The sequence below is a fragment of the Mycolicibacterium sp. XJ879 genome, from assembly GCF_053483935.1.
Map to the genome: position 1 here is coordinate 278,846 of NZ_JBEFTH010000003.1, position 21,752 is coordinate 300,597.

Annotated in this window: 24 protein-coding genes; 5 read left to right on the forward strand and 19 right to left on the reverse strand. The window is 66.6% G+C overall.

Annotated features, from left to right (window positions below; translation table 11 throughout):
• Nucleotides 1-154: 154 nt before the first annotated feature.
• The 6 genes from deoC to ABQF13_RS08620 all read right to left on the reverse strand — a co-directional run bounded on the left by deoC (nucleotide 155) and on the right by ABQF13_RS08620 (nucleotide 4,160).
• Nucleotides 155-844: a deoxyribose-phosphate aldolase gene (gene deoC, locus ABQF13_RS08595; RefSeq protein WP_448392302.1), complete on the reverse strand. Its 690-nt coding sequence runs from the start codon at nucleotides 842-844 to the stop codon at nucleotides 155-157.
• A gap of 2 nt (nucleotides 845-846) precedes the next feature.
• On the reverse strand, nucleotides 847-1,263 hold the full coding sequence (locus ABQF13_RS08600; RefSeq protein WP_448392303.1) for a DUF2599 domain-containing protein: 417 nt from the start codon (nucleotides 1,261-1,263) through the stop codon (nucleotides 847-849).
• Nucleotides 1,263-1,544, reverse strand: a complete 282-nt coding sequence (locus ABQF13_RS08605) for a DUF2516 family protein (protein WP_448392304.1) — start codon at nucleotides 1,542-1,544, stop codon at nucleotides 1,263-1,265. The genes ABQF13_RS08600 and ABQF13_RS08605 overlap by 1 nt, the downstream gene beginning before the upstream one ends.
• A 48-nt stretch (nucleotides 1,545-1,592) precedes the next feature.
• On the reverse strand, nucleotides 1,593-2,252 hold the full coding sequence (locus ABQF13_RS08610; protein ID WP_448392305.1) for a heparin-binding hemagglutinin: 660 nt from the start codon (nucleotides 2,250-2,252) through the stop codon (nucleotides 1,593-1,595).
• A 63-nt stretch (nucleotides 2,253-2,315) separates the two neighbouring features.
• Nucleotides 2,316-2,729 carry a helix-turn-helix domain-containing protein gene (locus tag ABQF13_RS08615; RefSeq protein ID WP_448392306.1) on the reverse strand — a complete coding sequence of 138 codons (414 nt, stop codon included), beginning with the start codon at nucleotides 2,727-2,729 and terminating at the stop codon, nucleotides 2,316-2,318.
• 90 nt (nucleotides 2,730-2,819) lie between these two features.
• Entirely contained in the window at nucleotides 2,820-4,160 is a 1,341-nt protein-coding gene (locus tag ABQF13_RS08620; RefSeq protein WP_448392307.1) for a DUF445 domain-containing protein, read from the reverse strand.
• A gap of 102 nt (nucleotides 4,161-4,262) precedes the next feature.
• On the opposite strand from ABQF13_RS08620, the gene ABQF13_RS08625 reads away from it, so the two are divergent.
• Together ABQF13_RS08625 and ABQF13_RS08630 are read left to right on the forward strand one after the other, a co-directional pair.
• Nucleotides 4,263-4,979, forward strand: coding sequence for a TetR/AcrR family transcriptional regulator (locus ABQF13_RS08625; protein ID WP_448392308.1), 717 nt, complete (start codon nucleotides 4,263-4,265; stop codon nucleotides 4,977-4,979).
• Nucleotides 4,976-5,812 (forward strand): polyphosphate kinase 2 family protein, encoded by an 837-nt coding sequence (locus tag ABQF13_RS08630; protein WP_448392309.1) that lies wholly within the window; start codon nucleotides 4,976-4,978, stop codon nucleotides 5,810-5,812. Before ABQF13_RS08625 ends, ABQF13_RS08630 begins: the two co-directional genes overlap by 4 nt.
• 74 nt (nucleotides 5,813-5,886) lie before the next feature.
• Here the strand turns inward: ABQF13_RS08630 and aceA are convergent, their stop codons facing one another.
• Both aceA and ABQF13_RS08640 read right to left on the reverse strand, forming a co-directional pair.
• On the reverse strand, nucleotides 5,887-7,173 hold the full coding sequence (gene aceA, locus ABQF13_RS08635) for an isocitrate lyase (protein ID WP_448392310.1): 1,287 nt from the start codon (nucleotides 7,171-7,173) through the stop codon (nucleotides 5,887-5,889).
• Between the two features lie 238 nt (nucleotides 7,174-7,411).
• Entirely contained in the window at nucleotides 7,412-8,230 is an 819-nt protein-coding gene (locus tag ABQF13_RS08640; protein ID WP_448392311.1) for an acyl-ACP thioesterase domain-containing protein, read from the reverse strand.
• A gap of 101 nt (nucleotides 8,231-8,331) precedes the next feature.
• On the opposite strand from ABQF13_RS08640, the gene ramB reads away from it, so the two are divergent.
• Together ramB and ABQF13_RS08650 are read left to right on the forward strand one after the other, a co-directional pair.
• Nucleotides 8,332-9,747, forward strand: a complete 1,416-nt coding sequence (gene ramB / locus ABQF13_RS08645) for an acetate metabolism transcriptional regulator RamB (protein ID WP_448392312.1) — start codon at nucleotides 8,332-8,334, stop codon at nucleotides 9,745-9,747.
• Nucleotides 9,748-9,757: 10 nt separating this feature from the next.
• Nucleotides 9,758-10,309 carry a carboxymuconolactone decarboxylase family protein gene (locus ABQF13_RS08650; RefSeq protein ID WP_448392313.1) on the forward strand — a complete coding sequence of 184 codons (552 nt, stop codon included), beginning with the start codon at nucleotides 9,758-9,760 and terminating at the stop codon, nucleotides 10,307-10,309.
• Nucleotides 10,310-10,373: 64 nt separating this feature from the next.
• Here the strand turns inward: ABQF13_RS08650 and ABQF13_RS08655 are convergent, their stop codons facing one another.
• From ABQF13_RS08655 to ABQF13_RS08670, 4 genes are read right to left on the reverse strand one after another with little or no spacing between them, the layout of a single operon-like run.
• Nucleotides 10,374-10,643, reverse strand: a complete 270-nt coding sequence (locus tag ABQF13_RS08655; protein WP_448392314.1) for a hypothetical protein — start codon at nucleotides 10,641-10,643, stop codon at nucleotides 10,374-10,376.
• Entirely contained in the window at nucleotides 10,640-12,034 is a 1,395-nt protein-coding gene (gene lpdA, locus ABQF13_RS08660) for a dihydrolipoyl dehydrogenase (RefSeq protein ID WP_448392315.1), read from the reverse strand. The genes ABQF13_RS08655 and lpdA overlap by 4 nt, the downstream gene beginning before the upstream one ends.
• A gap of 9 nt (nucleotides 12,035-12,043) precedes the next feature.
• Nucleotides 12,044-14,956 carry an MMPL/RND family transporter gene (locus ABQF13_RS08665; RefSeq protein WP_448392316.1) on the reverse strand — a complete coding sequence of 971 codons (2,913 nt, stop codon included), beginning with the start codon at nucleotides 14,954-14,956 and terminating at the stop codon, nucleotides 12,044-12,046.
• Nucleotides 14,953-15,339 carry an MmpS family transport accessory protein gene (locus ABQF13_RS08670; RefSeq protein WP_427072687.1) on the reverse strand — a complete coding sequence of 129 codons (387 nt, stop codon included), beginning with the start codon at nucleotides 15,337-15,339 and terminating at the stop codon, nucleotides 14,953-14,955. Before ABQF13_RS08670 ends, ABQF13_RS08665 begins: the two co-directional genes overlap by 4 nt.
• A gap of 132 nt (nucleotides 15,340-15,471) precedes the next feature.
• Here ABQF13_RS08670 and ABQF13_RS08675 point away from each other — a divergent pair, with 132 nt between their 5' ends.
• The gene (locus ABQF13_RS08675; protein ID WP_448392317.1) at nucleotides 15,472-16,134 is read left to right on the forward strand and encodes a TetR/AcrR family transcriptional regulator; all 663 of its coding nucleotides are present in this window, start codon (nucleotides 15,472-15,474) and stop codon (nucleotides 16,132-16,134) included.
• Here the strand turns inward: ABQF13_RS08675 and ABQF13_RS08680 are convergent.
• From ABQF13_RS08680 to ABQF13_RS08710, 7 genes are all read right to left on the reverse strand, one after another.
• On the reverse strand, nucleotides 16,131-16,736 hold the full coding sequence (locus tag ABQF13_RS08680) for an ABC transporter ATP-binding protein (RefSeq protein WP_448392318.1): 606 nt from the start codon (nucleotides 16,734-16,736) through the stop codon (nucleotides 16,131-16,133). The genes ABQF13_RS08675 and ABQF13_RS08680 overlap by 4 nt on opposite strands.
• Complete coding sequence (locus ABQF13_RS08685) at nucleotides 16,733-17,509, reverse strand: ATP-binding cassette domain-containing protein (RefSeq protein WP_448392676.1); 777 nt, start codon at nucleotides 17,507-17,509, stop codon at nucleotides 16,733-16,735. The genes ABQF13_RS08680 and ABQF13_RS08685 overlap by 4 nt, the downstream gene beginning before the upstream one ends.
• Entirely contained in the window at nucleotides 17,503-18,327 is an 825-nt protein-coding gene (locus ABQF13_RS08690; protein ID WP_448392319.1) for an ABC transporter permease, read from the reverse strand. The genes ABQF13_RS08685 and ABQF13_RS08690 overlap by 7 nt, the downstream gene beginning before the upstream one ends.
• Nucleotides 18,324-19,364, reverse strand: a complete 1,041-nt coding sequence (locus ABQF13_RS08695) for an ABC transporter permease (protein WP_448392320.1) — start codon at nucleotides 19,362-19,364, stop codon at nucleotides 18,324-18,326. The genes ABQF13_RS08690 and ABQF13_RS08695 overlap by 4 nt, the downstream gene beginning before the upstream one ends.
• On the reverse strand, nucleotides 19,348-20,946 hold the full coding sequence (locus ABQF13_RS08700; protein ID WP_448392321.1) for an ABC transporter substrate-binding protein: 1,599 nt from the start codon (nucleotides 20,944-20,946) through the stop codon (nucleotides 19,348-19,350). Before ABQF13_RS08700 ends, ABQF13_RS08695 begins: the two co-directional genes overlap by 17 nt.
• Before the next feature lie 74 nt (nucleotides 20,947-21,020).
• Nucleotides 21,021-21,467 carry a hypothetical protein gene (locus ABQF13_RS08705; RefSeq protein ID WP_448392322.1) on the reverse strand — a complete coding sequence of 149 codons (447 nt, stop codon included), beginning with the start codon at nucleotides 21,465-21,467 and terminating at the stop codon, nucleotides 21,021-21,023.
• Complete coding sequence (locus ABQF13_RS08710) at nucleotides 21,460-21,738, reverse strand: putative holin (RefSeq protein WP_448392323.1); 279 nt, start codon at nucleotides 21,736-21,738, stop codon at nucleotides 21,460-21,462. The genes ABQF13_RS08705 and ABQF13_RS08710 overlap by 8 nt, the downstream gene beginning before the upstream one ends.
• Between the last annotated feature and the right edge of the window lie 14 nt (nucleotides 21,739-21,752).

The window sequence follows — 21,752 nt, forward strand, 5'->3', positions numbered from 1 at the left end:
TTCCTCCTCGCTGGCGCAACCTGCTGTCAACGCTCCCATGGCGATGAGGGCACCCATGCCGAGGACAGCAGCAAGCTGCCTGGGCCGACGATTCAGTTCGGTCATGCGCTGGTCCCATCCGTAGGCAGCAAATTGTTGCTAGCGTAAATAAGCTTCATCGATCGTACTTGATGTCGTCGAGTAGCGCGCGCGTACCGGACAAGCCCAGTCGCTCCGCGCCCGCATCGAGCATCGCGGTGGCATCAGCGGCCGTACGGATCCCTCCGCTGGCCTTCACCTTGACCTTCGGCCCCACCGCCGCGGCCATGGCCGCCACGGCAATCACCGACGCACCGCCCGCCGGGTGGAAACCGGTGGAGGTCTTGACGAACTCCGCACCGGCCTCGGCGGCCGCCACGCAAGTATCGCTGAGCACACCCATTCCGCCGAGCTCCAGCAACGCTGCGGACTCGACGATCACCTTCAGAAGGACCGATTCGCCGACCGCCGCGCGCACCGCTGCGACGTCGGCGCGCACGGCCGCGAGATCACCGGACACCGCGGCGCCGACGTCGATCACCATGTCGATCTCGTCGGCGCCTGCGGCCACCGCCAGGCGCGCCTCTTCGGCCTTGACGGCCGAGACGTGTTTCCCGGACGGGAATCCCACCACCGCGCAGATCTTCTGGGCACTCGATCGCGTCCGCGCCGCCACCGCGACCATCGACGGGGACACGCACAGCGCGTACACCCCCAACTGTGCGCCCTCATCGGCCAACCGCACGACGTCGGCTTCGGTGGCTTCGGGTTTGAGCAGCGTGTGGTCGACCAGCGCGGCGACGTCCGCGCGACTGTAGTTGCCCACCGTCAGAATGGCTCTTCGGTGCCGCCCGGATTGCAGCCGGCGACGATCATGTCGTCGAAGCTGACCTCGGGTCGCCACGGTTCCAGGTTCCAACTCGCCTTGCCCGGCTCGATGATTTCGGCGTAGTACCAATGACATTCGAACTGCGCCCGCATGCCGGGAAGATCGGCGTCGGGCGACAGCGCCAGCACCTCAGACCACGCCGCGTCAGGGCCGACGGGGCTGGTCAGGCCGGCGGCCTCGCGGCCGGAGTCGGTGGGATAGACCCGCAGGCTCGACAGATCCCCCCACTTCGCCCACTCGGCGTCGTCGACATAGGGCGCAACGGGCACTGCGGGGTCGGCCGACACCGTCGGCGCCAATGCGACGCAGCCCAGCACACCGGCCACCGTGACGGCCAGCGTCAACAGTGGACGCACTACCGGGACTTCCCCTGGACTTCCAGGATCTTGGGCCGCACGTCCACCAGGTAGACGCCGGCGGCCACGGCGGCGATGGCCGTGCCCAAGATGCCGAGCACCAGCGACAGCAGACCCCCGACGCCGAGGATTACCAGCCACACCGGCTTGGTCAGCTTGTCGACGGCCGTGTAGGCGTCGGGACGCTGCATGGCCGCGTGCACGAACGCGTACACCACCGTCACCAACACGGCGATCTGCAAAAAGAAGAGGACGTAACCCACTAGGCCTTCGAGCTGCACGAGCCCAAGCCTATGCGGGTTACGCCCTCTGGGCGAATTTCTCGCGAACTACTTCTGGGTGACCTTCTTGGCCGGAGCCTTCTTGGCCGGTGCCTTCTTGGCCGGCCCCTGCTTCTCGGCCTTCTTGGCCGGAGCCTTCTTGGCGGGGGTCTTCTTGGCCGCCGCCTGCGTCTTCTCCTGGCCCTTCGCGGCGCCCTGTTCGGCCTTCTTCGGTAGTTCGACGCCGACCAGCTTGGCGGCACGCTCACCGACGGCGCGGGTCTGCGCGGCCACGTTGCCCAGCGCGCCCTGGGTCAGCTCGACGGCCTGGTCGGTGTAGCCCTCGACGCGGTCTGCGGCGTCGGAGAAGCCGGACTGGCTGCGCAACCGCTCCAGTGCGACCTCGCCACGCTCGACGAGCTTGTTGTAGGTGCTCTGGGCGGCCTCGGCGTAGGTCTCGGCGAACTTGCGCAGTTCGTCGCTGCTCAGCCGCTCGCGCAGCTCACCGAACTGCGACGGCAGCTCTTCCTGCAGCTTGTTGATGCGCGCACGGCGCTCCTCGGCGGCGCTGCGGGCATCGGTGCGGGCGTCGTCGGCGCGCTCGCGCAGGGTTGCGACGATCTCGTTGACGCGCTCCAGCGCCAGGTCGGCGGCGCCCACCGCAGCGAGCAGCGGAGCCATGAGGTCATCGGCGGTCGGTTGGTTCTTGGCCGGGGTGTTTTTGGCCATCGTCGGTGTTCCTTTCGAAAAGTGGCTTGTCAATGGGGGTGTGGGATGGTCAGTCGGAATGTCTCAATCAGTCGGCTCCTCGTCTGCCTGGGTAGCTTCGGCTTCGTTCTGCTGGCAAAACGACGTGTAGATGTCGAGCAGCACCTGCTTTTGCCGCTCGGTGATCGCCGAGTCGGTGATGATGGCGTCGCGGACGTCGCTGGTCTCGCTCAGCTCGAGAATCCCGGCTCGCACATAGAGCACTTCCGCGGACACGCGCAGCGCCTTGGCGATCTGGTTGAGCACGTCGGCAGAGGGTTTGCGCAATCCCCGCTCGATCTGGCTGAGGTAGGGATTGCTGACACCGGCCTTCTCGGCCAACTGACGCACGGACACCTGTGCAGCCTCACGTTGGGCGCGGATGAAGCTACCGATGTCCTGAGCAGCGCTCTGGGCAGCGCTGGACACGACGACGGCAAGGTTGTCATCCTGCGTCATGCGAGGCCCCCTCGTGCGTTGGGTATCCGAATTGCGACACCACTACCGTACGACGGAGTGCTAACTTTTGCAAGCAGCAGTTAGCGCAGGTCAGAAGAATAGCTGGGCTACGGAATAGATCACCAGGCCCGCCATTGCACCCACCACGGTGCCGTTGATCCGGATGAATTGCAGGTCGCGACCGACGTGTAATTCGATGCGTTTACTGGCCTCGTCAGCGTCCCAGCGCTCGACCGTCTCGGTGATGATCGCGGTGATCTCCACCCCGTACTCGCCGACCAGGTGCGACGCGGCGCGGATGATCCAGCCGTCGACCTTGTCACGCAGTTCGGCGTCGTCGCGCAGGCTGTCCCCGATGTGCACCACCGACTCCGCGATGCGTTCGCGCAGCGCCGAGGACGGGTCGTCGACCGACTCGAGGATGATCCGCTTGGCCGCGGCCCAGGCGGTCTCGGCGGCCCTGGCGACCTCGTCGCGCGCCATGAGCTGTTCCTTGACGTTCTCGGCGCGCTGAATCGTCGTCACGTCGTGCTGCAGGTCGTCGGCGAACTCGAACAAGAACCGGGTGGCCGAGCGACGCAACTCGTGGTCGGGGTCGCGGCGCACCTTGTCGGTGAAGTCCATCAACTCGCGGTGGATGCGGTCGCCGACGAGATGGTCGATCCACCGCGGCGACCAGGTCGGCGAATCGCGTTCGACGACGCGCTCGATGATCTCGCCGGCGTTCAGCGACCACTGGAAGGCCCGGTCGGCGAGCAGCTGCAGCAGCGCTTCCTGGCGGTGCTCGGCGAGCAGCGTGGCCAGCACCCGACCAATCGGCGGACCCCACTGCGGTTCGGCGATGCGTTTGACGATCATCCGGTCGAGCACCTGCTGGACGTCGTCGTCGCGCAGCATTTCTACCAGAACCCTCAGCACTCTGGAGGTTTCGGCGGCGACGCGCTCGGCGTTGGCCGGTTCACACATCCACTTGCCCAGCCGGCCGGCGATCTCGGCGTCGCGCAGTTTGGTCGCCACGACGTCCGGCGACATGAAGTTCTCCCGAACGAAGTTGCCGAGGCCCTCGCCGAGCTGGTCCTTCTTGCGCTTGACGATCGCCGTGTGCGGGATCGGGATGCCCAGTGGGTGCTTGAACAGCGCGGTGACCGCGAACCAGTCCGCCAACGCGCCGATCATGCCGGCCTCCGCGCCGGCGCGGACGTAGCCGACCCAGCCGGGTGCGCCGCGTGACTGCGCCCAGGTGCAGACCAGAAAGATCACCGTGGCGCCGATGAGGAACGACAGCGCGACGACCTTCATCCGACGCAGGCTGCGGCGCCGCTCGGCGTCGGCGACGCTGTCGACACCCGCGAGCGACTCGGCGAAACTGGGGCGGTCCCGGGTTACGGCGCGTCGGCCAGCCGCGAGCCCTGGCGCGGGTCTGTGTGCCACCCCACCATCATCCGCTATGACAGCCACGGCGACCCATCGCAGCGCCCGGGACCAAGATCAGCCGTACTATCGAGGGCAACTAGGGAACGGATCCAGGAGAAAGTGACACAGCAGAGCGAAGCCCTCGCGGTCAAGACCGACGGGCGTAAGCGGCGTTGGCATCGACACAAGGTGGAGCGCAGAAACGAGCTGGTCGACGGCACCCTGGAGGCTATCCGGCGCCGCGGAAGCAATGTCAGCATGGATGAGATCGCGGCCGAGATCGGTGTCTCCAAGACGGTGCTGTACCGCTACTTCGTCGATAAGAACGATCTGACCACCGCGGTGATGATGCGGTTCGCGCAGACCACGCTGATCCCGAACATGGCGGCGGCGTTGTCGTCGGACCTCGACGGCTACGAGTTGACCCGGGAAATCATCCGGGTCTACGTCGAGACGGTGGCCGCCGAGCCCGAGCCCTACCAGTTCGTCATGGCGAACAACTCCGCGAGCAAGAGCAAGGCGGTCGCGGCGTCCGAACAGATCATCGCGCGGATGCTGGCGGTGATGTTGCGTCGCCGGATGCTGGCGTTCGGGATGGACGTCGGCGGCGTCGAGCCGTGGGCCTATCACACCGTCGGCGGTGTGCAGTTGGCCACGCACTCGTGGATGAGCGACCGGCGGATGAGCGCCGACGAGCTGATCGACTACCTGACGATGCTGTCCTGGAACGCGCTGTGCGGCATCGTCGAGGTCGGCGGGTCGTTGCAGCGGTTCCGCGAGCAGCCGCACCCGTCCCCCGTGCTGCCCACGCCGCCGTCGCAGCCGCACGACATATGAGCGAAATCCCGGCACTTGTGCGATTCCGCCCCGGTGTCACGGTCGCCGACGTCGACACCAACGCCACCCCGGGCTTTGTCGGGTCCAAGTCGGATGCCGCGCCGGTGCAGGCGTCGCTCAGCGAGCGGCTGGCCGACCTCCAGGCACTGCTCTACGCCAACTGGAAGGCCAACGACGACCAGCGTTCGGTGCTGCTGGTGCTGCAGGGTATGGACGCCGCGGGCAAGGGTGGCATCGTCAAACATGTTGTGGGAGCGGTCAACCCGATGGGTGTGCGCTACACCGCCTTCGGCAAGCCGACCAAGGAGGAGCTCGCTCACCACTACCTGTGGCGGATTCGGCGGGCGTTGCCGCCGCCGGGGCACATCGGGGTGTTCGATCGGTCGCATTACGAGGACGTGCTGATCGTCCGCGTGCACAACCTGGTGCCGCCGGAGGTGTGGGAGAAGCGCTACGACGAAATCAACGCGTTCGAACGTGAGCTCGTAGACGCCGGAACGACTCTGGTCAAGGTCGCGATGTTCATCTCGCTCGACGAGCAGAAGGAGCAACTGCTCGAACGGCTCGAGGATCCGACCAAGTACTGGAAGTACAACCCCGGCGACATCGACGAACGCCTCAAATGGCCGGCGTATCAGGAGGCCTATCAGGTGATGCTGGATCGCACGTCGACCGACTACGCGCCGTGGCATGTGCTGCCCTGCGACCGCCGCTGGTACAGCCGGCTGGCCGTCACCGAGCTGCTGATCGAGGCGCTCGAGGGCCTCGACCTGTCCTGGCCGCCTGCCGATTTCGACATCGAGGCAGAGAAGCGCCGGCTCTTGGACTCCTAGCGCGCCGAGCGCACGGTTGTTGACGCGTCTACTCGACGTTTGCGTGCAACAACCGTGCGCTCGGCGGTACTAGATCAGTGGAACTGGCCCTCTTCGGTGGAGCCCCGCAACGCGGTGGTCGAGCTGTTCGGGTCCACCGTGGTGGCGATCCGGTCGAAGTAACCGGCGCCGACCTCACGCTGGTGCTTGGTCGCGGTGTAACCGCGCTCCTCGGCGGCGAACTCGCGCTCCTGCAGCTCGACGTAGGCGCTCATCTGGTTGCGGGCGTAGCCGTAGGCCAGATCGAACATCGAGTAGTTCAGCGCGTGGAAGCCGGCCAGCGTGATGAACTGGAATTTGAATCCCATTGCGCCAAGCTCTTTTTGGAACCGGGCGATCGTCGCGTCGTCGAGGTGCTTGCGCCAGTTGAACGACGGTGAGCAGTTGTAGGCCAGCATCTGGTCGGGGAACTCGGACTTGACGCCCTCGGCGAACTTACGGGCCAGGTCCAGATCCGGAGTGCCGGTCTCCATCCAGATCAGGTCGGCGTACGGCGCGTAGGCCTTGGCCCGCGCGATGCACGGCTCCAGACCGTTCTTGACCCGGTAGAAGCCCTCCGAAGTGCGCTCCCCGGAGATGAACGGGCGGTCACGCTCGTCGACGTCGGAGGTGATCAGCGTGGCGGCCTCGGCGTCGGTGCGCGCGATGACGACCGTGGGCACGTCGGCGACGTCGGCTGCCAGCCGCGCCGAGGTCAGCGTGCGGATGTGCTGCTGGGTCGGGATGAGCACCTTGCCACCCAGGTGGCCGCACTTCTTCTCCGAGGCCAGCTGGTCCTCCCAGTGCGAACCGGCGACACCGGCGGCGATCATCGCCTTCTGCAGTTCGTAGACGTTGAGCGCACCACCGAAGCCCGCCTCGCCGTCGGCGACGATCGGAGCCAACCAGTTCTCGACGGACGTATCGCCCTCGACCTTGGCGATCTCGTCGGCGCGCAGCAGCGCGTTGTTGATGCGGCGCACCACCTGCGGCACCGAGTTGGCCGGGTACAGGCTCTGGTCCGGGTAGGTGTGACCCGACAGGTTCGCATCCCCGGCGACCTGCCAGCCCGACAGGTAGATGGCCTTCAGGCCGGCACGCACCTGCTGCACGGCCATGTTGCCGGTCAGGGCGCCAAGGGCGTTGACGAACTCCATATCGTGCAGCTGGTTCCACAGCACCTCGGCGCCGCGGCGGGCCAGGGTGTGCTCCTCCACGACGGAGCCCTGCAGCGCTACGACGTCGGCGGCGGAGTACTCCCGGGTGACGTTCTTCCACCGCGGGTTGGTGTCCCAATCCTTCTGGATCTCTTCCGGAGTCCTCGGCTTACCGACCGTTGACATGGTCCCCTCCATATGTGTGAGAGTTGTTAACTATCGAGCGACCTTACGGCCGCAATGATTCGAGCATGCCCTACGTCATAACCGCAGGTCCAGTCGATTCCATTGTCAAGTTCCGTTAACGCCGCGCGATAATTTGCGAAGTTTGCAAATCACATGGGGCACTGAACCGGTTCAGTAGTTACCGATCGGTAACCGATTTCCGCAGGTCAGTACGGACGTACTGTTTGAACGCGCGGGCTCAGAGTTCGAAGATGGCGGCGACGGCTTTGGTCTCGTCGCCGACCGCGTATGTGAGCGTTGTAACAGTGCGATCGGTCAGGTTCGGGCCGAATTGATCGGTCGATCCGGCCGGGTGCACATGCGAGATGATCTCCAGCTTGTCGCCGAGCGCGACGGCGGCGTCGTGTTCGATCGTCACCCGGATCGGCTTGCCCTGCAGTTCGGGCGTGGAGAACAGATGGTCCTCGATGACCGTCCAGTACACCGAGTTGTTCATGTGGTCGAAGATGTCGATGTCGGCCACGCGCACCGGATACTCGCGGATCTGCGTGGCGTCCTCGCGACTGCCCGCCTTCAGGTAGGCCTTCCAGCGCAACCGGTCGACGTCGGTGGTTCGCTGCAGGCCCTCGATGAAGTCGTCGGCGATGCGCGCAGGCCCCTGGGTCTCCCGGTTGATGTTGATCCAGAACGCCTCGGATTCCATTAATCCGCGCCCGCGCTTCCCATCTATGCGTACCCGCATCTCGCACCACCGGTTCGACGTGCCCGAACACCAGCGTCGCAGCCGCAGCATGTCCTGGAACTCGATGGGTTTGATCAGGTCGATCATCGTGCGCCGGACGATCCAGAGCGGATGCGTGGCTTCGTAGCCAAGCTCGCGCAGTTGGTCTGAGCCGATGTCCTGGATATGGCGGGTCGCGGCGTCGAAGCGCAGCCGGCCGTACCGGTCGACGTCGCCGACCCGCAGCGGCCACTGCCTGTCGAAGACGTCGGGGTGCGGGTCGGGCACCGGCATCATCACCTTCGCCAACCCGGTCTTGTCTGCGTCAGCCGCCATGCTCGAGTTCTCCCCTGATTCCGACCCCGCTAAATCCTCCCATAGCGACGAAGTTGCCAACAATGCGAAGACGGACTTCACACCGAGGTTAAGGTGGTGACGTGGCGAAAACGTTCGTCGGTTCGCGGGTCCGTCAACTTCGTAGCGAACGCGGGTTCAGCCAGGCCGCGCTCGCGCAGATGCTCGAGATCTCGCCCAGCTACCTCAACCAGATCGAGCACGACGTGCGGCCGCTGACGGTGGCGGTGCTGCGGCGCATCACCGAGGTGTTCGGAGTGGATGCAACGTTCTTCGCCTCCGAGGACGACACCCGGTTGGTCGCCGAACTGCGCGAGGTCACCATCGACCGCGACGTCGACGTCGACGTCGACCTCACGGAGGTGGCCGACATGGTCAATGCGCATCCGGCCCTGGCCCGCGCGATGGTGAACCTGCACCGGCGCTACCGGTTGACCACCACCCAGTTGGCCGCCGCAACCGAGGACCGCTACTCCGACGGCAGCGGTCGAGGGTCGATCACCATGCCGCACGAGGAAGTCCGCGACTACTTCTACGAGCGACAGAACTACATACACGAACTCGACACCGCTGCAGAGGATTTCACCGTCCGCATGGGAATGCACCGCTCCGAGCTGGGCCGGCAACTTTCCGACAGACTCACCATGGTGCACGGTGTGCACATCGTGCGGCGAAGCGATCTCGGCGACACGGTGCTGCACCGCTTCGATCCGACCACCAGAGCCCTGCAGATCAGCAACCACCTGTCGTCCGGTCAGACGGTGTTCAAGATGGCCACCGAATTGGCCTACCTGGAGTTCGGCCACCTGATCGACAAGCTGGTCGCCGACGGCAAGTTCACCAGCGAGGAGTCCGCGATCCTGGCCCGGCTCGGCCTGGCCAACTACTTCGCGGCCGCAACCGTGTTGCCGTACCGGCATTTCCACGAGGTGGCCGAGAACTTCCGCTATGACGTGGAACGGTTGTCGGCGTACTACTCGGTCTCCTACGAGACCATCGCGCACCGGCTCTCGACGCTGCAGCGGCCGTCGATGCGCGGGGTGCCGTTGTCGTTCGTCCGGGTGGATCGAGCCGGGAACATGTCGAAGCGCCAGTCCGCCACCGGGTTTCACTTTTCATCCAGCGGTGGCACCTGCCCGCTGTGGAACGTCTACGAAACCTTCGCCTACCCGGGCAAGATCATGGTGCAGATCGCGCAGATGCCCGACGGGCGTAACTACCTATGGGTGGCGCGAACCGTCGAGCGCCGCGCTCGGCGCTACGGCCAGCCCGGCAAGACGTTCGCGATCGGGCTGGGCTGCGAGCTGCGGCACGCACACCGGCTGGTCTACTCGGAGGGGCTGGATCTGTCCGGGGACAACGCGACACCGATCGGTGCCGGATGCCGGGTCTGCGAGCGGGACAACTGCCCACAGCGCGCCTTCCCCGCGCTGGGCCGCGCACTGGACCTCGACGAGCACCGCAGCACCGTGTCGCCCTATCTGGTGAAACAGCCCTAGACTCGCTTCGATGAGCGCAATCGAACCCGCGCGCATCGCGCCCGGCGGATTCAAGGAACTCGGCCCGCTCAACTGGGCCATCGCCAAGCTCGGCGCCCGTGCGATCCGGGCGCCGAGGTTCAGCCTGTTCAATGTCCTTGGCCAGCATCGGCTTCTGTTTCTGGCCTGGCTGCCCTACAGCGGAATGCTGCTCGGGCTGTTGAGCAAGCTTCCGGTGAAAGACGCCGAAACCGTCATCCTGCGCGTCGGTCACCTGCGCAATTGCGAGTACGAGTTGCAGCAGCACCGCCGGCTGGCCCGCACCCGCGGCCTCAGCCCGGAGTTACAGGCCAAGATCTTCGAGGGCCCCGACGCCGACGGGCTGACGGACCGTCAGCGCGCGCTCATCACCGCCACCGATGAGTTCGTCGTCACCCGCGGGGTGTCGTCGCAAACCTGGTCGACGTTGGCGCGCCACCTGACCAAACCGCAGCTGATCGAGTTCTGCATGCTCGCCGCCCAATACGACGGGCTGGCCGCCACGATCACCACACTCAACGTGCCGCTCGACTTCCCCGACTAGTGATTTGGGCGCGCTGACGCCCCGCCAGGGGCCAAAAGCGCGCCGAAATCGCCCGGACTAGAGGCTAGAGGTGGGTGACGCCAAGCACCACCAGCGACAGCAGCACCGGCGAGACCGGCAGGGCGCACAAGAATGCCGCCCGCACCTCGGCCTTGTCTTGATACGCCCGCCAGCCCAGCACGCCACAAACCGCGCCCAGAACGAACGACGCCGCGGCCACCACCAGCACCCAGGTGCTGACCGTGCTAGAGGCGGTGGCAAGGGAGATGCCGGCCAGCCACAGCATGTGGCCGACCACCAGTCCGCCGATGCCGGCGACCCAGATGGCTCTCAAAAGTTGATCATGTGGCCGGCGAGACCGTGGAAGCACTCCTGCAGCGCCTCGGACAGCGTCGGGTGCGTGTGCACGTTGCGGGCGAGCTCGTTGACGGTCAGGTCCCACTTCTGCGCCAGGGTCAGCTCGGGCAGCAGCTCAGAGACGTCGTGTCCGACCAGGTGCCCGCCGAGCAGTTCACCGTACTTGGCGTCGGCGATGATCTTGGCGAAGCCGCTGGGATCACCTAGGCCGTGCGCCTTGCCGTTGGCGGTGAGCGGGAACTTGGCGACCTTGACGTCATAGCCCTCGTCGCGGGCCTGCTCCTCGGTGAGGCCGAAGCTGGCGACCTGCGGCTGGCAGAACGTCGCCCTCGGCATCATCCGGTAATCGCCGAGCGCCAAAGTCTCTGCACCGGCGATGGTTTCGGCGGCCACCACACCCTGTGCCTCGGCGACGTGAGCCAGCTGCAGCAGCCCGGTGACATCGCCGATGGCGTAGATGTGCGGCACGTTGGTGCGCATGTAATCGTCGATGCCGATGCCCTTGCGCTCGGTGAGGTTGACCCCGGCGGCGTCGAGCCCGTAGCCCTCGACGTTGGGCGCAAAGCCGATGGCCTGCAGCACTTTGTCGGCCTTGAGCTCATCGGACTTGCCGTCCTTGCTGACCTGCACCGTCACCGTCGAGCCGTCATCCCGGATGGACTCCACCTTGGTGCCGGTGAGGACCTTCACGCCCAGCTTCTTGAACTGCTTCTCGATCTCCTTGGAGACCTCGGCGTCCTCGTTGGGCAGCGCGCGCGGCAGGAACTCCACGACCGTCACGTCCACGCCGAAGTTGCGCAGGACGTAGCCGAACTCCATGCCGATCGCGCCAGCACCTGCGATGACGATCGACGACGGCAGCTCGCGCGTCATGATCAGCTCTTCGTAGGTGACGACGTTGTCCGACAGCGACGTGCCCGGCACCAGCCGGGTGCTGCTGCCGGTGGCGATGATGGCGTTGTCGAAGGTGACCGTCTCGGTTTCGCCCTCGTTCAGGTCGACCTCGAGGGTGTTGGCGTCCTTGAACTTCCCGTAGCCGTGAATCTCGGTGATCTTGTTCTTCTTCATCAAGAAGTGCACACCGGACACCCGCCCGTCGGCGACCTTGCGGCTGCGGTCGAAGGCCGCCCCGTAGTCCATGGTGGGCTCACCGCTGATGCCGAACAGCTTGGCGTCCTTGGTGATGATGTGGGCCAGCTCCGCATTGCGCAGCAGCGACTTCGACGGGATACAGCCGACGTTGAGGCATACCCCGCCCCAGTACTTGGGTTCGACGACTGCGGTGTTCAGTCCAAGTTGGGCGGCGCGAATGGCCGCGACGTATCCGCCGGGGCCGGCTCCGAGAACGACGACGTCATAGTGGGTCACGCCCCCACACTAATGGGCATCGCCGAACGGCCCGCCATGTCCTGCGGGATCGCGCTGGATCGGCTTGGGCCACGGCGCCGGGCGCGGCCGCGGGCGCACCGCCAACGGCCACCAGAACCAGCGGCCGAGCAGGGTGGCCACCGACGGTGTCATCAACCCGCGGATCACGAAGGTGTCGAAGATCAGGCCCAACGCGATCGTGGTTCCGACCTGGCCGATGACGATCAGATCGCTGACCGCCATCGTCGCCATGGTGAACGCGAACACCAGCCCGGCGGCCGTGACCACGGGACCGCTACCGGCCATGGCGCGGATGGTGCCGGTGCGCAGACCGGCGTGGATCTCCTCTTTCATCCGCGACACCAGTAGCAGGTTGTAATCCGCGCCGACCGCCACCAGGACGATGATCGCCATCGGTAGCACCATCCAGTGCAACGGGATCCCGATGACGTGTTGCCACAGCACCACCGACATCCCGAACGCGCTGCCCAGGCTCAGTGCCACCGTGCCGACGATGACCAGGGCGGCGACCAGGGCCCGGGTGATGATCATCATGATGACGAGGATCAACAACAGCGCGGCCGTCACCGCGATCAGCAGGTCGTAGTCGGCGCCTTCCTGCATGTCGTCGAACATCGCCGCGGCACCGCCGACGTAGACCAGGGAGCCCTCCAGCGGTGTCCCCTTGATCGCGGCCGCCGCCGCCTTCTTGAGCGGCTCGATGCGGGAGATGCCCTCCTCGGTCAACGGGTCGCCCTGGTGGATGATCGTGAACCGGACCGCATGACCGTCGGGCGACATCATCAACTCCATGCCGCGCTTAAAGTCCGCGTTGTCGAACGCTTCGGGCGGCACGTAGAACGAGTCGTCGTTGAGCGCTTCGTCGAACGCCTCCCCCATCGCGGAGCTGTCTGCCTGCTGCTCGATGGTCTGGTCCTGCTGCGCCCGCTGCACCTGATACTGGTTCAACATCATCTGGCGCTGGTTCTTCATCGACTGGATCATGCCCGGCATCACCGCGGTCATCTCCAGCGTCAGATCGGCCATCCGGTTGATGTCAGGAACCATGTCCTGGAAGTCGTCGGACATGGTCGCGATGCCGTCCAGGCTGTCGAAGATCGAACGCAGCGACCAGCACACCGGGATGTTGAAACAGTGTGGCTCCCAGTAGAAGTAGTTGCGCAACGGCCGGAAGAAGTCGTCGAAGTGGGCCATGTGATCGCGCACATCCTGCAGGGTCGCCGACGTGTCGCCCATTTTGTCGGCCATGCTGCGCGACACCACCGACAGCTCTTGGGTGATCGCGTTCATCTTCTCCATCGACTCGATGGTGTGGGCCATCTCGTCGGCCTGGGCCAAGATGTTGTCGATGACGCCCTGTTGGTAGTCGTTGGCCATGAGCTGGCCGACGCCCTGCTGGCCGATCATGTACGGGATCGTCGTGTGTTCGATCGGCTTGCCGTCGGGCCGGGTGATGGCCTGCACCTGGGCGACTCCGTCGACTCTTGCCAGCGCCTTCGCGATCTTGTCGATCATCAAGAACCCGGCCGCGTTTCGCAGATCGCGGTCGGTCTCGACCATCAGCACATCCGGGTTCATCCTGGCCTCGGAAAAGTGCCGGGTCGCGGCGGCGTAACCGATGTTGGCCGAGATGTCGTCGGGCAGGTAGAGGCGGTCGTTGTAAGTGGTGTGATAGCCGGGCAGCGCAAGCAGACCCACCATGCAGGCCGCCAACGCGACCACCAGGAACGCCCCCGGCCAGCGGACGGTCGAGGTGCCGACCCGCCGCCACGCCCGGGTGGACGAGTTGCCCTTGGGTTCCAGCAAGTTACCGAAACGGCTGACCACCGAGATCATCGCCGGACCGAACGTCAGGGCCACCGTGATGCCGAACACCATCGCCACGGCCATCGGGTAGCCCATGCTCTCGAAGTAGGGCAGCCGGGTGAACTTCAGGCAGAAGGTGGCGCCCGCGATCGTCAACCCGGATGCCGCAACCACATGCGCGGTCCCATGAAACATGGTGTAGTACGCCGACTCCCGGTCCTCACCGGACCGGCGCGCCTCCTGATACCGGCCCATCAGGAAGATGCCGTAGTCGACCGCCGTGGCGATGGTCAGCGTGACGACCAGGTTGGTGGCGAAGGTTGTGAGGCCAAAGACGTTGTGGTAGCCCAGAAACGCGATCAGCCCGCGGTTGCCCAGCAGACCCATCCCCAGCATGCTGAGCAGCACCAGCGTCGTGACGACGGACCGGTAGATCACCAGCAGCATGACGATGATGACCCCGAAGGTGAGCAGCTCGATGGTGCGCATACTCTTGTCGCCCACCGCATTCTGATCGGTCGTCGTCGCCGCCGCACCGGTCACGTACACGTCGACACCCGGCGGTGTGGGATGCCTGTCGACGATGTCGCGGACGGCCTCCACCGACTCGTTGGCCAATCTCTCGCCCTGATCGCCAACGATGTAGACCTGGGTGTAGGCGGCCTTGCCGTCGACGCTCTGTGCGCCCGCCGCGGTGAACGAGTCAGACCAGAGGTCTTGGACGTACTGCACGTGTTCGGTGTCGGCGCGCAGGTCGGCCACCATCTGCTCATAGAACTCGAGCGCCTCTGCGCCGAGCTTGTTCTCGCCTTCGAGCACGACCATCACCGAGCTGCTGGTGTCGTACTCGTCGAACGTGGTGCCGATGCGCTTCATCGCGATCATCGACGGCGCGTCCTGCGGGCTCATCGACACCGCGCGCTGCTTGCCGACCACCTCCAACTGCGGCACCGTGGTGTTGAGCAGGCCGACGATGACGACCCACGCCAGGATGATCGGCAGCGCGAAGAGTCGGATCAACCGCGGCAGCCACGGCCGTCTCGGGCGCGCGAGCGGGTTCGGAGCCGTCGGCGCGTCGTCAACCGGAACGCTCATGCCGACTTCACCAGACAGAAGGTCTGCGCGTTCATACCGGTGGCGGTGTTCTCGTCTTTGATCTCGTCATCGACGGTGATCCGGCACGTGATGGACGAACCGTCGGTCTGGGCGATGATGTTCGGTGCCACCGAGGGCGCCGTGGTCTCCAATGTCAGTGTCCAGGGCAGGCTTACGGTCCCCGCGCGCACCGGCTTGCCGTCGAGATCGAGATAGTTGACGACGGCGCTGCCCGTACCCAGCACCTCATAGGTCACAACCTTGGGAATGAACTTCTCGGCGGTATCCGCGCCGATCGGCGTCACCAGGACAGGCTCGGAACCGAAAACCGTCCGAAGCTGCGACACCACCAGAACACCCACAGCCACGGCGAGAACGATCATGGTAGGCAGCCAGATACGCCTGATCGTCTTCATCGTCGTTGGCGTCCTTCCGGCTGGGCTAGTCAGAGAAGCTAACGAATTAAGCGGATCAGGTCAATCCGCTTATCTGTGCGCTGCATTACACTCGGTTCGGTGACCGCGCATGAGCCGACGGGGCGCCCGCTGCGCAAGGACGCCGAGCGTAACCGGGCGCGGGTCCTCGAGGCGGCCCGTGACCTGTTCGCGTCGGAAGGCCTGGAGCCCAACCTGAATGACGTCGCCCGCCACGCCGGCGTGGGGGTGGGGACGGTGTACCGGCGGTTCGCCACCAAGGACGAACTTCTCGAGGCGATCTTCGTCGACGCGCTGCATCAACTCACGGCTCTGGCGCAGGCCGGGCTGAAGTACGACGACTCCTGGGAGGGCTTCGCGTGGTTCGTCGAGCAGATGTGTGAGTTGACCGCGACCGATCGTGGCCTACGCGAAATCGCGTTCAGCAAGGCATACGGCGGAGATCGCGTGATCGCCGCACAGGACCGGCTCGGCCCGGTGGTCGCCGAATTGGTTGCGCGAGCACAGCACGACGGGCACCTGCGCCCCGAAATCTCGGCCACGGACATGCCGATCATCAGCTTGATCGGTGGCACGGTCAGCCAGTTCGCGGGCCACGTCGACAGCAGTCTGTGGCGTCGGTTCACTGCGATCCTGCTCGACGGGATGCGTTGCGGCGGCAGCCAGTCGGCGTTACCGGTCGACGCGTTGGACGACCAGGGACTCGACGCGGCGATGCGCACGTGGGAGCCCGCCAGCCGCTAGAGTGCGAACACGCTGTGGCTCAACGTATCCACCAGCGCCTCGTCGTGGCTCACCAGCGCGATGCCGGCATACATGCTGATCTCACGCAGCATCGCCACCACGTCGGCAGTAGCGATCGGGTCGAGCATCGCGGTCGGCTCGTCGCACAGCACGAACACCGGCCGCTGCACCAGGACTCGCGCGATGCAGGCGCGCTGCAACTGTCCGTCGCTGACCTGCCCGGGGTAGCGGTCCAGCAGCGGTTCGGCCAGCCCGACCCGGCGCGCCACCTCGTCGATCACCACCGGCTCGCGGCGGACGGTCGCGGGCTCGGCGATGAGCGCACGCAGCGTCCAGCGCGGGTTGCACACCAGGCGCGGATGCTGAGCCACCAGTGCGATCGACCCCGGCGCCGCGACCGGCGCGCCGTCGTAGGTGACCTCACCGGAACCGGGCGCCAGCAGGCCCGCTAGCACCCGCAGCAGCGTCGTCTTCCCGCTGCCCGACGGACCCGTCACGCCGACGACCTCGCCGGTGCGCACGGTGAGGTCGACGTCGTCGAGTACCCGGCGCCCGTCGAAGCACACGGTGAGGTGCCGGGCCGCCAGAACGTGCGTGGTCACAGCATCGCCCCCGCGAAGAACCGCTGCACGTAGGCGTCGGCGCTGTCCGTCACGGCGTCGGCCGTATCCTGCTGCACGACAGTGCCGTTGCGCATCAGCGCGATGTCGTCGCACACCCCGGAGCGCAGCAGCCCCGGCAGTTCGTGGGTGATGACGAGCACGCCGGCGCCTGCCGCGGCCGCCTCGCCGAGCAGCTGCCACACCATGTCCGCGTTGTCGGGGTCCAGAGCCGATGTGGGTTCGTCGGCGAGTACGACTTTCGGGCGCGCGGCGATGGCCGCCGCGATCGCCACCCGCTGCGCCATGCCGCCCGACAGTTCGTGCGGGTACCGGTCCGCCACCGCCCCGGGCAGGCGCACCGCGGCGAGCAGCTCGTCGACGCTGCGGTCCGCGTCGAGGCGTCGGCAGACCTCGGTGAGTTGAGACCCGACGGTGCGCACCGCGGTGAACGACGTCGCCGCGGACTGCGGAACGAAACCGATGTGCGCGCCGCGTAGTTGACACCAGCGCCGCTCGTCGGCGCCGGCGAGGCTGACGCCGTCGATCACGACGTCGCCGCGCGCGTTCGACCCCGGCGGCAACAGACCGCACAAGGCCAACGCGGCCAACGATTTTCCGCATCCGGATTCGCCGATCAGCGCGGTCACCTTTCCGGTGTGCACGCTGAGGTTCACCGCGTCCAGGACGCGCACCTGCGGTGACGTGTTGCCGTGGCGGGTGGCGATGTCGACGGTGAGGCCGCACAGTTGCGCGATGGAATGCGGGGTCACCAGACCTGTCCTCCTGGCGGTTGGGTTCGGCGTTGCATCAGCGCACCGGCCGATGAGAACGCCAGCGCCGTAGCGATCAGCGCCACCGCGGGAACGGCCAGCGTCCACCAGGCGCCGAGCAACACGTCGCCGCGCGCCTGCCCCAGCAAGGTGCCGAGACTGGCCTGATCCGGGGAGAACCCGACGCCCAGAAACGACAGCGTCGACTCGTGCCAGACCGCGTGCGGCAACAACATGACCATCGCCACCAGCGCCTGCCCGCGCACCGCGGGCAGCAGGTGGCGGCGCGCGACGAACCATCGCGACGCGCCGGCCAACCGTGAGGCCTGGATCCAACCCGACTCCGAGACCGACAACAGTTCGGCGCGCACCACACGCGCGACCGCGGGCCAGTGGGTCAGCGCGATCGAGGCGATGATCGCCAACGGCGCGCCCCGCCACATCGCCGCGATGACGATGCCGAGCACCAGGTGCGGTAATGCGTTGAAGCCGTCGACAATCCGCATCACCAAGGCATCCACCCAACCGCCGATCAGCGCCGAACCCACACCGATCACCACCCCGAGCACGGTGGCGGCGACCGCGCACACCGCGGCGATCACCAACGAGATCTGTAGGGCCTGCGCGCACCTGACCAGAAGGTCGTATCCGGAGTGATCGGTGCCGAGCAGATGCGCCTGCCCCGGCGGGTGCAGCGCGGCTGAGAAGTCGGCGACCTGGTTACCCGCGATGACGGGGATCACCACGGCCGCCGCGGCGATGACGGCCAGCACCAGCCACGGCCACTGCAGCCGGCGCTGCGGTCTGGTCACGATGCTCATGCCGTCATCTCGATTCTCGGGTCGACGGCCACCGCCGCCGCATCCGACAGCGCCGAGCCGAGCAGCACCGCGAGTGCGGCGCCCACCGTCAGCGTGGCAAGCAGCGGAAAGTCCAGCGCCGCAGCGGAGTCCACCAGCACCGCAGCCATCCCCGGCCAGCCGAACACGGTTTCGACGACCGCGGCACCGGCGATCAGTTCGGGTAGCCGGGTGCCCAGCAGGGCCAGCGTCGGCAGCACCGACACCGGCGCGATGTGGCCGCGCAGCAGCACCCAGCCGTCGACGCCGCGGCTGCGGGCGCCGCGCACCGCGTCGGAACTGCACGCGTCAACCACGGCGGTGCGCATGGTCAACAGCAGCCACGGGATCTGCGATACCGTCAGCGCGATCAGCGGCAGCACAGCGTGATTGAGGACGCCGGACATGGTGTATCCGGCACCGGGCGCGCTGGCGCCCGACGTCGGAAACCAGCGCAGGCCGACGGCCGCGACGGCCACCAGCCCCAGCGAGACGACGAACGGCGGCACCGCGGCCATCGTCACCGCGAACACGTTGCACGCCTTGTCGATCAGGCCGCCGCGACGCATACCCGCGATGCAGCCCAGCACGATCGCAATGGCGGCCGCAGCCACCAACGCGGCGCCCGACAGCCCCAACGTGAACGGCATCCGCTCGGCCAACACCGTTGTGACGGGCTGCGATTGGGTCGACGACCAACCGAGGTCACCGCGGGCCAGGCCGGTGACCCAGTCCCACCACGCCTGCCACCACGGCAGGTCGGTCTGGTAGGCCTCGCGGAACGCCGCACGCTGCGACTGCGTGGCGAATTGATAGTTGTTACCCAGGTACGCCGCCAACGGGTCGAACGGCGACAGCGAGGCGATCCAGAACATCGCCACCGACACGGCCGCAGTCACCGGCACGGCGATCGCGCTGCGCACCGCCAACAACCGGGCGGCAGCCCGCAGTCGACGGCGGCGGTCGACGCGGGGCTCGACCGGCCCCTCGACGACGACGCGCTCAACTGTTGCTGTCACGTGTCCACGCAACTATGTCCCACCATGGCCCCCACGCCACACCGTGCGAATGCGGCTCGAGGATCGGTGGGGTCTGGTTCCAGCCGAGTTCGCGATACGCGTAGGTGTGGTCGAGGAAGGTCAGGAAAACGTGGGACGGCTCCGCCACATACCTGGCCTGGACATCGCGGTAGAGCGTGTCTTTGGTTGGGCCCGAAGCCGATTCGCGTGCTTGCTCGAGCAGGCCGTCGAGTCCGGGCGCGGTGAAGTTGCCGGGGTTCGAATACGGCGACGAGCCGGGCACCCGCGTGTGCAGGGTGTCGTAGACCTGCGAGTCGATGCTGTAGGGGGTCGACCCGCCGCCGAGAACGACCGCGGAATCGCCGAATCGGGTGTCGATCTCGTCCCAGCTGGTGCCGCGCGGCCGCACGTCGACGCCGAGCGGTCTGACCGCAGCCGCGAACGCCACCGCGAGATCTTGGCGCAGCGAGTCCTGCGCGTTGTACAGCAGCGCGAACGACGCTTTCTCACCGTCCTTTTCGCGGATGCCATCGGCGCCGGGCGTCCAGCCGGCGTCCTGCAGGATCTGCTTGGCGCGCTCCAGATCGAAGGTGAATGTCGCCTCCGGGTTGTATGCGTCGCCGTACACGTCGGCGACGGGGGTGTACGAGGGGCGGCCGTGGCCGGCCAGCACGTCACGGATCATCGCGTCGCGGTCGACGCCGATGTTGAGCGCCAGCCTCGCCTGCGGATCGGAGGTGAACGCGTTGCCCGCCGGCAGCGCGACCGCGCGCCAGTCCGCGGATTTGGCCGCCACGGTCGCGACGTTCTCGACGTTGATCGAGTCGATGAGCCGTGGCGGCAGGTTGACTCCGTCGACCTCACCGGCCACGAGGCGCTGGGCGCGGACGTTGTCGTCGGGGTTGTGGGTGTAGACCAGGCGCTTCACCTGCGGTGTCTGGCCCCAGTAGTCGTCGCGGACGACCAGAACGGCCTGATCGGGCCGCAGGCTCTCCAGACGGTAGGGTCCGGTGCCGACGGGCTGGGTGTTCAGCGCCCAGGCGGCGGCGGGCCGGTTCTCGATCGCCTCCGATGGGGCGATGCCGACAAGAAGGTACGGTGTCGGCTCGGCGTCGGTGTTGACCTCGACGTTGACGGCGTGCGACCCATCCGCGGTGATCGCGGCGATCGGGGCGACGTGTGTGGAAATCTCCGATGCCACCGCCGGGTTCTTGATCGCGGTGTAGGTGGCCACCACATCGGCCGAATCGAACTCGCTGCCGTCGGAGAACGTGACATCGGTGCGCAACGGCACCCGCCAGCGCCGCGGCTCCACCAGTTCGGGCGGTGCGGAAGCCAACGCGGGCACCAGATCCGGCACCTGTTCGTCATCGGGCGCCTCGGGGCGGTACAGCGCGTCGTAGATCGGGGAAACGCCCGCTTCGCCGTAGCCGAGAACGGGGTTGTAGTCGCCCAGCGGCTGCGCTTCGGCCAGCACGATCTGGTCGGACTCCGCGTCGGGCTGGGCCGTGGAGCAACCGGCGACGGTGATCACGATGGCGGTGACAACGACGGCCAGCCCTCGCCACGGGGCCCAATTCACGACGACGCCCACCTCCCACGCCTGTCCGAGTGAACAGGTAAACAGATGGATGCGACTCTACAACGCCGCCGTCGTCAGTACGGGATCAGGCCGACGAAGCATCGGCTGGCGTATTCGCAGAAGTTCAGGCCGTGTAGCACCGCCGCGCCAGCGGTCGCCGCCAACGGCGCCGACATCACCGCGATCGCCAGCCCCGAGACCGCCGGCCGATCCGGAACCATCGCCAGCAGCACGCCAGCGACAGTGCAGGTCACCACGAAGATCAGCACGACAAACACTGGCGCCGTCTTGTCGATCGAGTGAAACCACCAGTAGTACAGGCCCCACCCGGCTGCGGCCGCGGCGATCCACACGCACGCCACCACCGCGACGAACGTCCAGCGCTTGAGGTACTGGTAGCTGCCGGGTACGACGAGCGGTGGGGGCGGCACCGGCAACGGCTCCGACGGCTGGGCGGGCAGTTCGCCGGTGAACATCGGCGTGTAGGGCTCGGTCGGTTCGCCCGTCAGCGTGTCACGCACCGTGCACCACCTGGATCGCCGCCAGCGCCCCGAACCAGCCGGGTGCGATGGCCAGGATGAACGCGCCGACCGTGGTGACCCAGCGTCGGCCCGACAGCAGGATTGTCAGCACCCCGATCACGCTGGGCACGCCGATGACGAGCCCGATCACGATATCGGGCCGGATGCTGGCGCTGACCAGCAGCATCGCGCCGATGCCAACGATCACGCCGACCGCCGCCCCGACCAGCATCGCGCTGGTCAGCAGCCACGGACGCGGCAGCGGTAACACGCTTTTCAGGTTAA

Excerpts from the sequence above, each read along its gene's own strand:
- ABQF13_RS08690 (WP_448392319.1), bottom strand. The coding sequence starts at position 18,327 with ATGAGCATCGTGACCAGACCGCAGCGCCGGCTGCAGTGGCCGTGGCTG.
- ABQF13_RS08615 (WP_448392306.1), bottom strand. The coding sequence starts at position 2,729 with ATGACGCAGGATGACAACCTTGCCGTCGTCGTGTCCAGCGCTGCCCAG.
- ABQF13_RS08670 (WP_427072687.1), bottom strand. The coding sequence starts at position 15,339 with ATGATCGTTCTCGCCGTGGCTGTGGGTGTTCTGGTGGTGTCGCAGCTT.
- ABQF13_RS08630 (WP_448392309.1), top strand. The coding sequence starts at position 4,976 with ATGAGCGAAATCCCGGCACTTGTGCGATTCCGCCCCGGTGTCACGGTC.
- ABQF13_RS08640 (WP_448392311.1), bottom strand. The coding sequence starts at position 8,230 with ATGGCGGCTGACGCAGACAAGACCGGGTTGGCGAAGGTGATGATGCCG.
- ABQF13_RS08650 (WP_448392313.1), top strand. The coding sequence starts at position 9,758 with ATGAGCGCAATCGAACCCGCGCGCATCGCGCCCGGCGGATTCAAGGAA.
- ABQF13_RS08665 (WP_448392316.1), bottom strand. The coding sequence starts at position 14,956 with ATGAGCGTTCCGGTTGACGACGCGCCGACGGCTCCGAACCCGCTCGCG.
- ABQF13_RS08610 (WP_448392305.1), bottom strand. The coding sequence starts at position 2,252 with ATGGCCAAAAACACCCCGGCCAAGAACCAACCGACCGCCGATGACCTC.
- aceA (WP_448392310.1), bottom strand. The coding sequence starts at position 7,173 with ATGTCAACGGTCGGTAAGCCGAGGACTCCGGAAGAGATCCAGAAGGAT.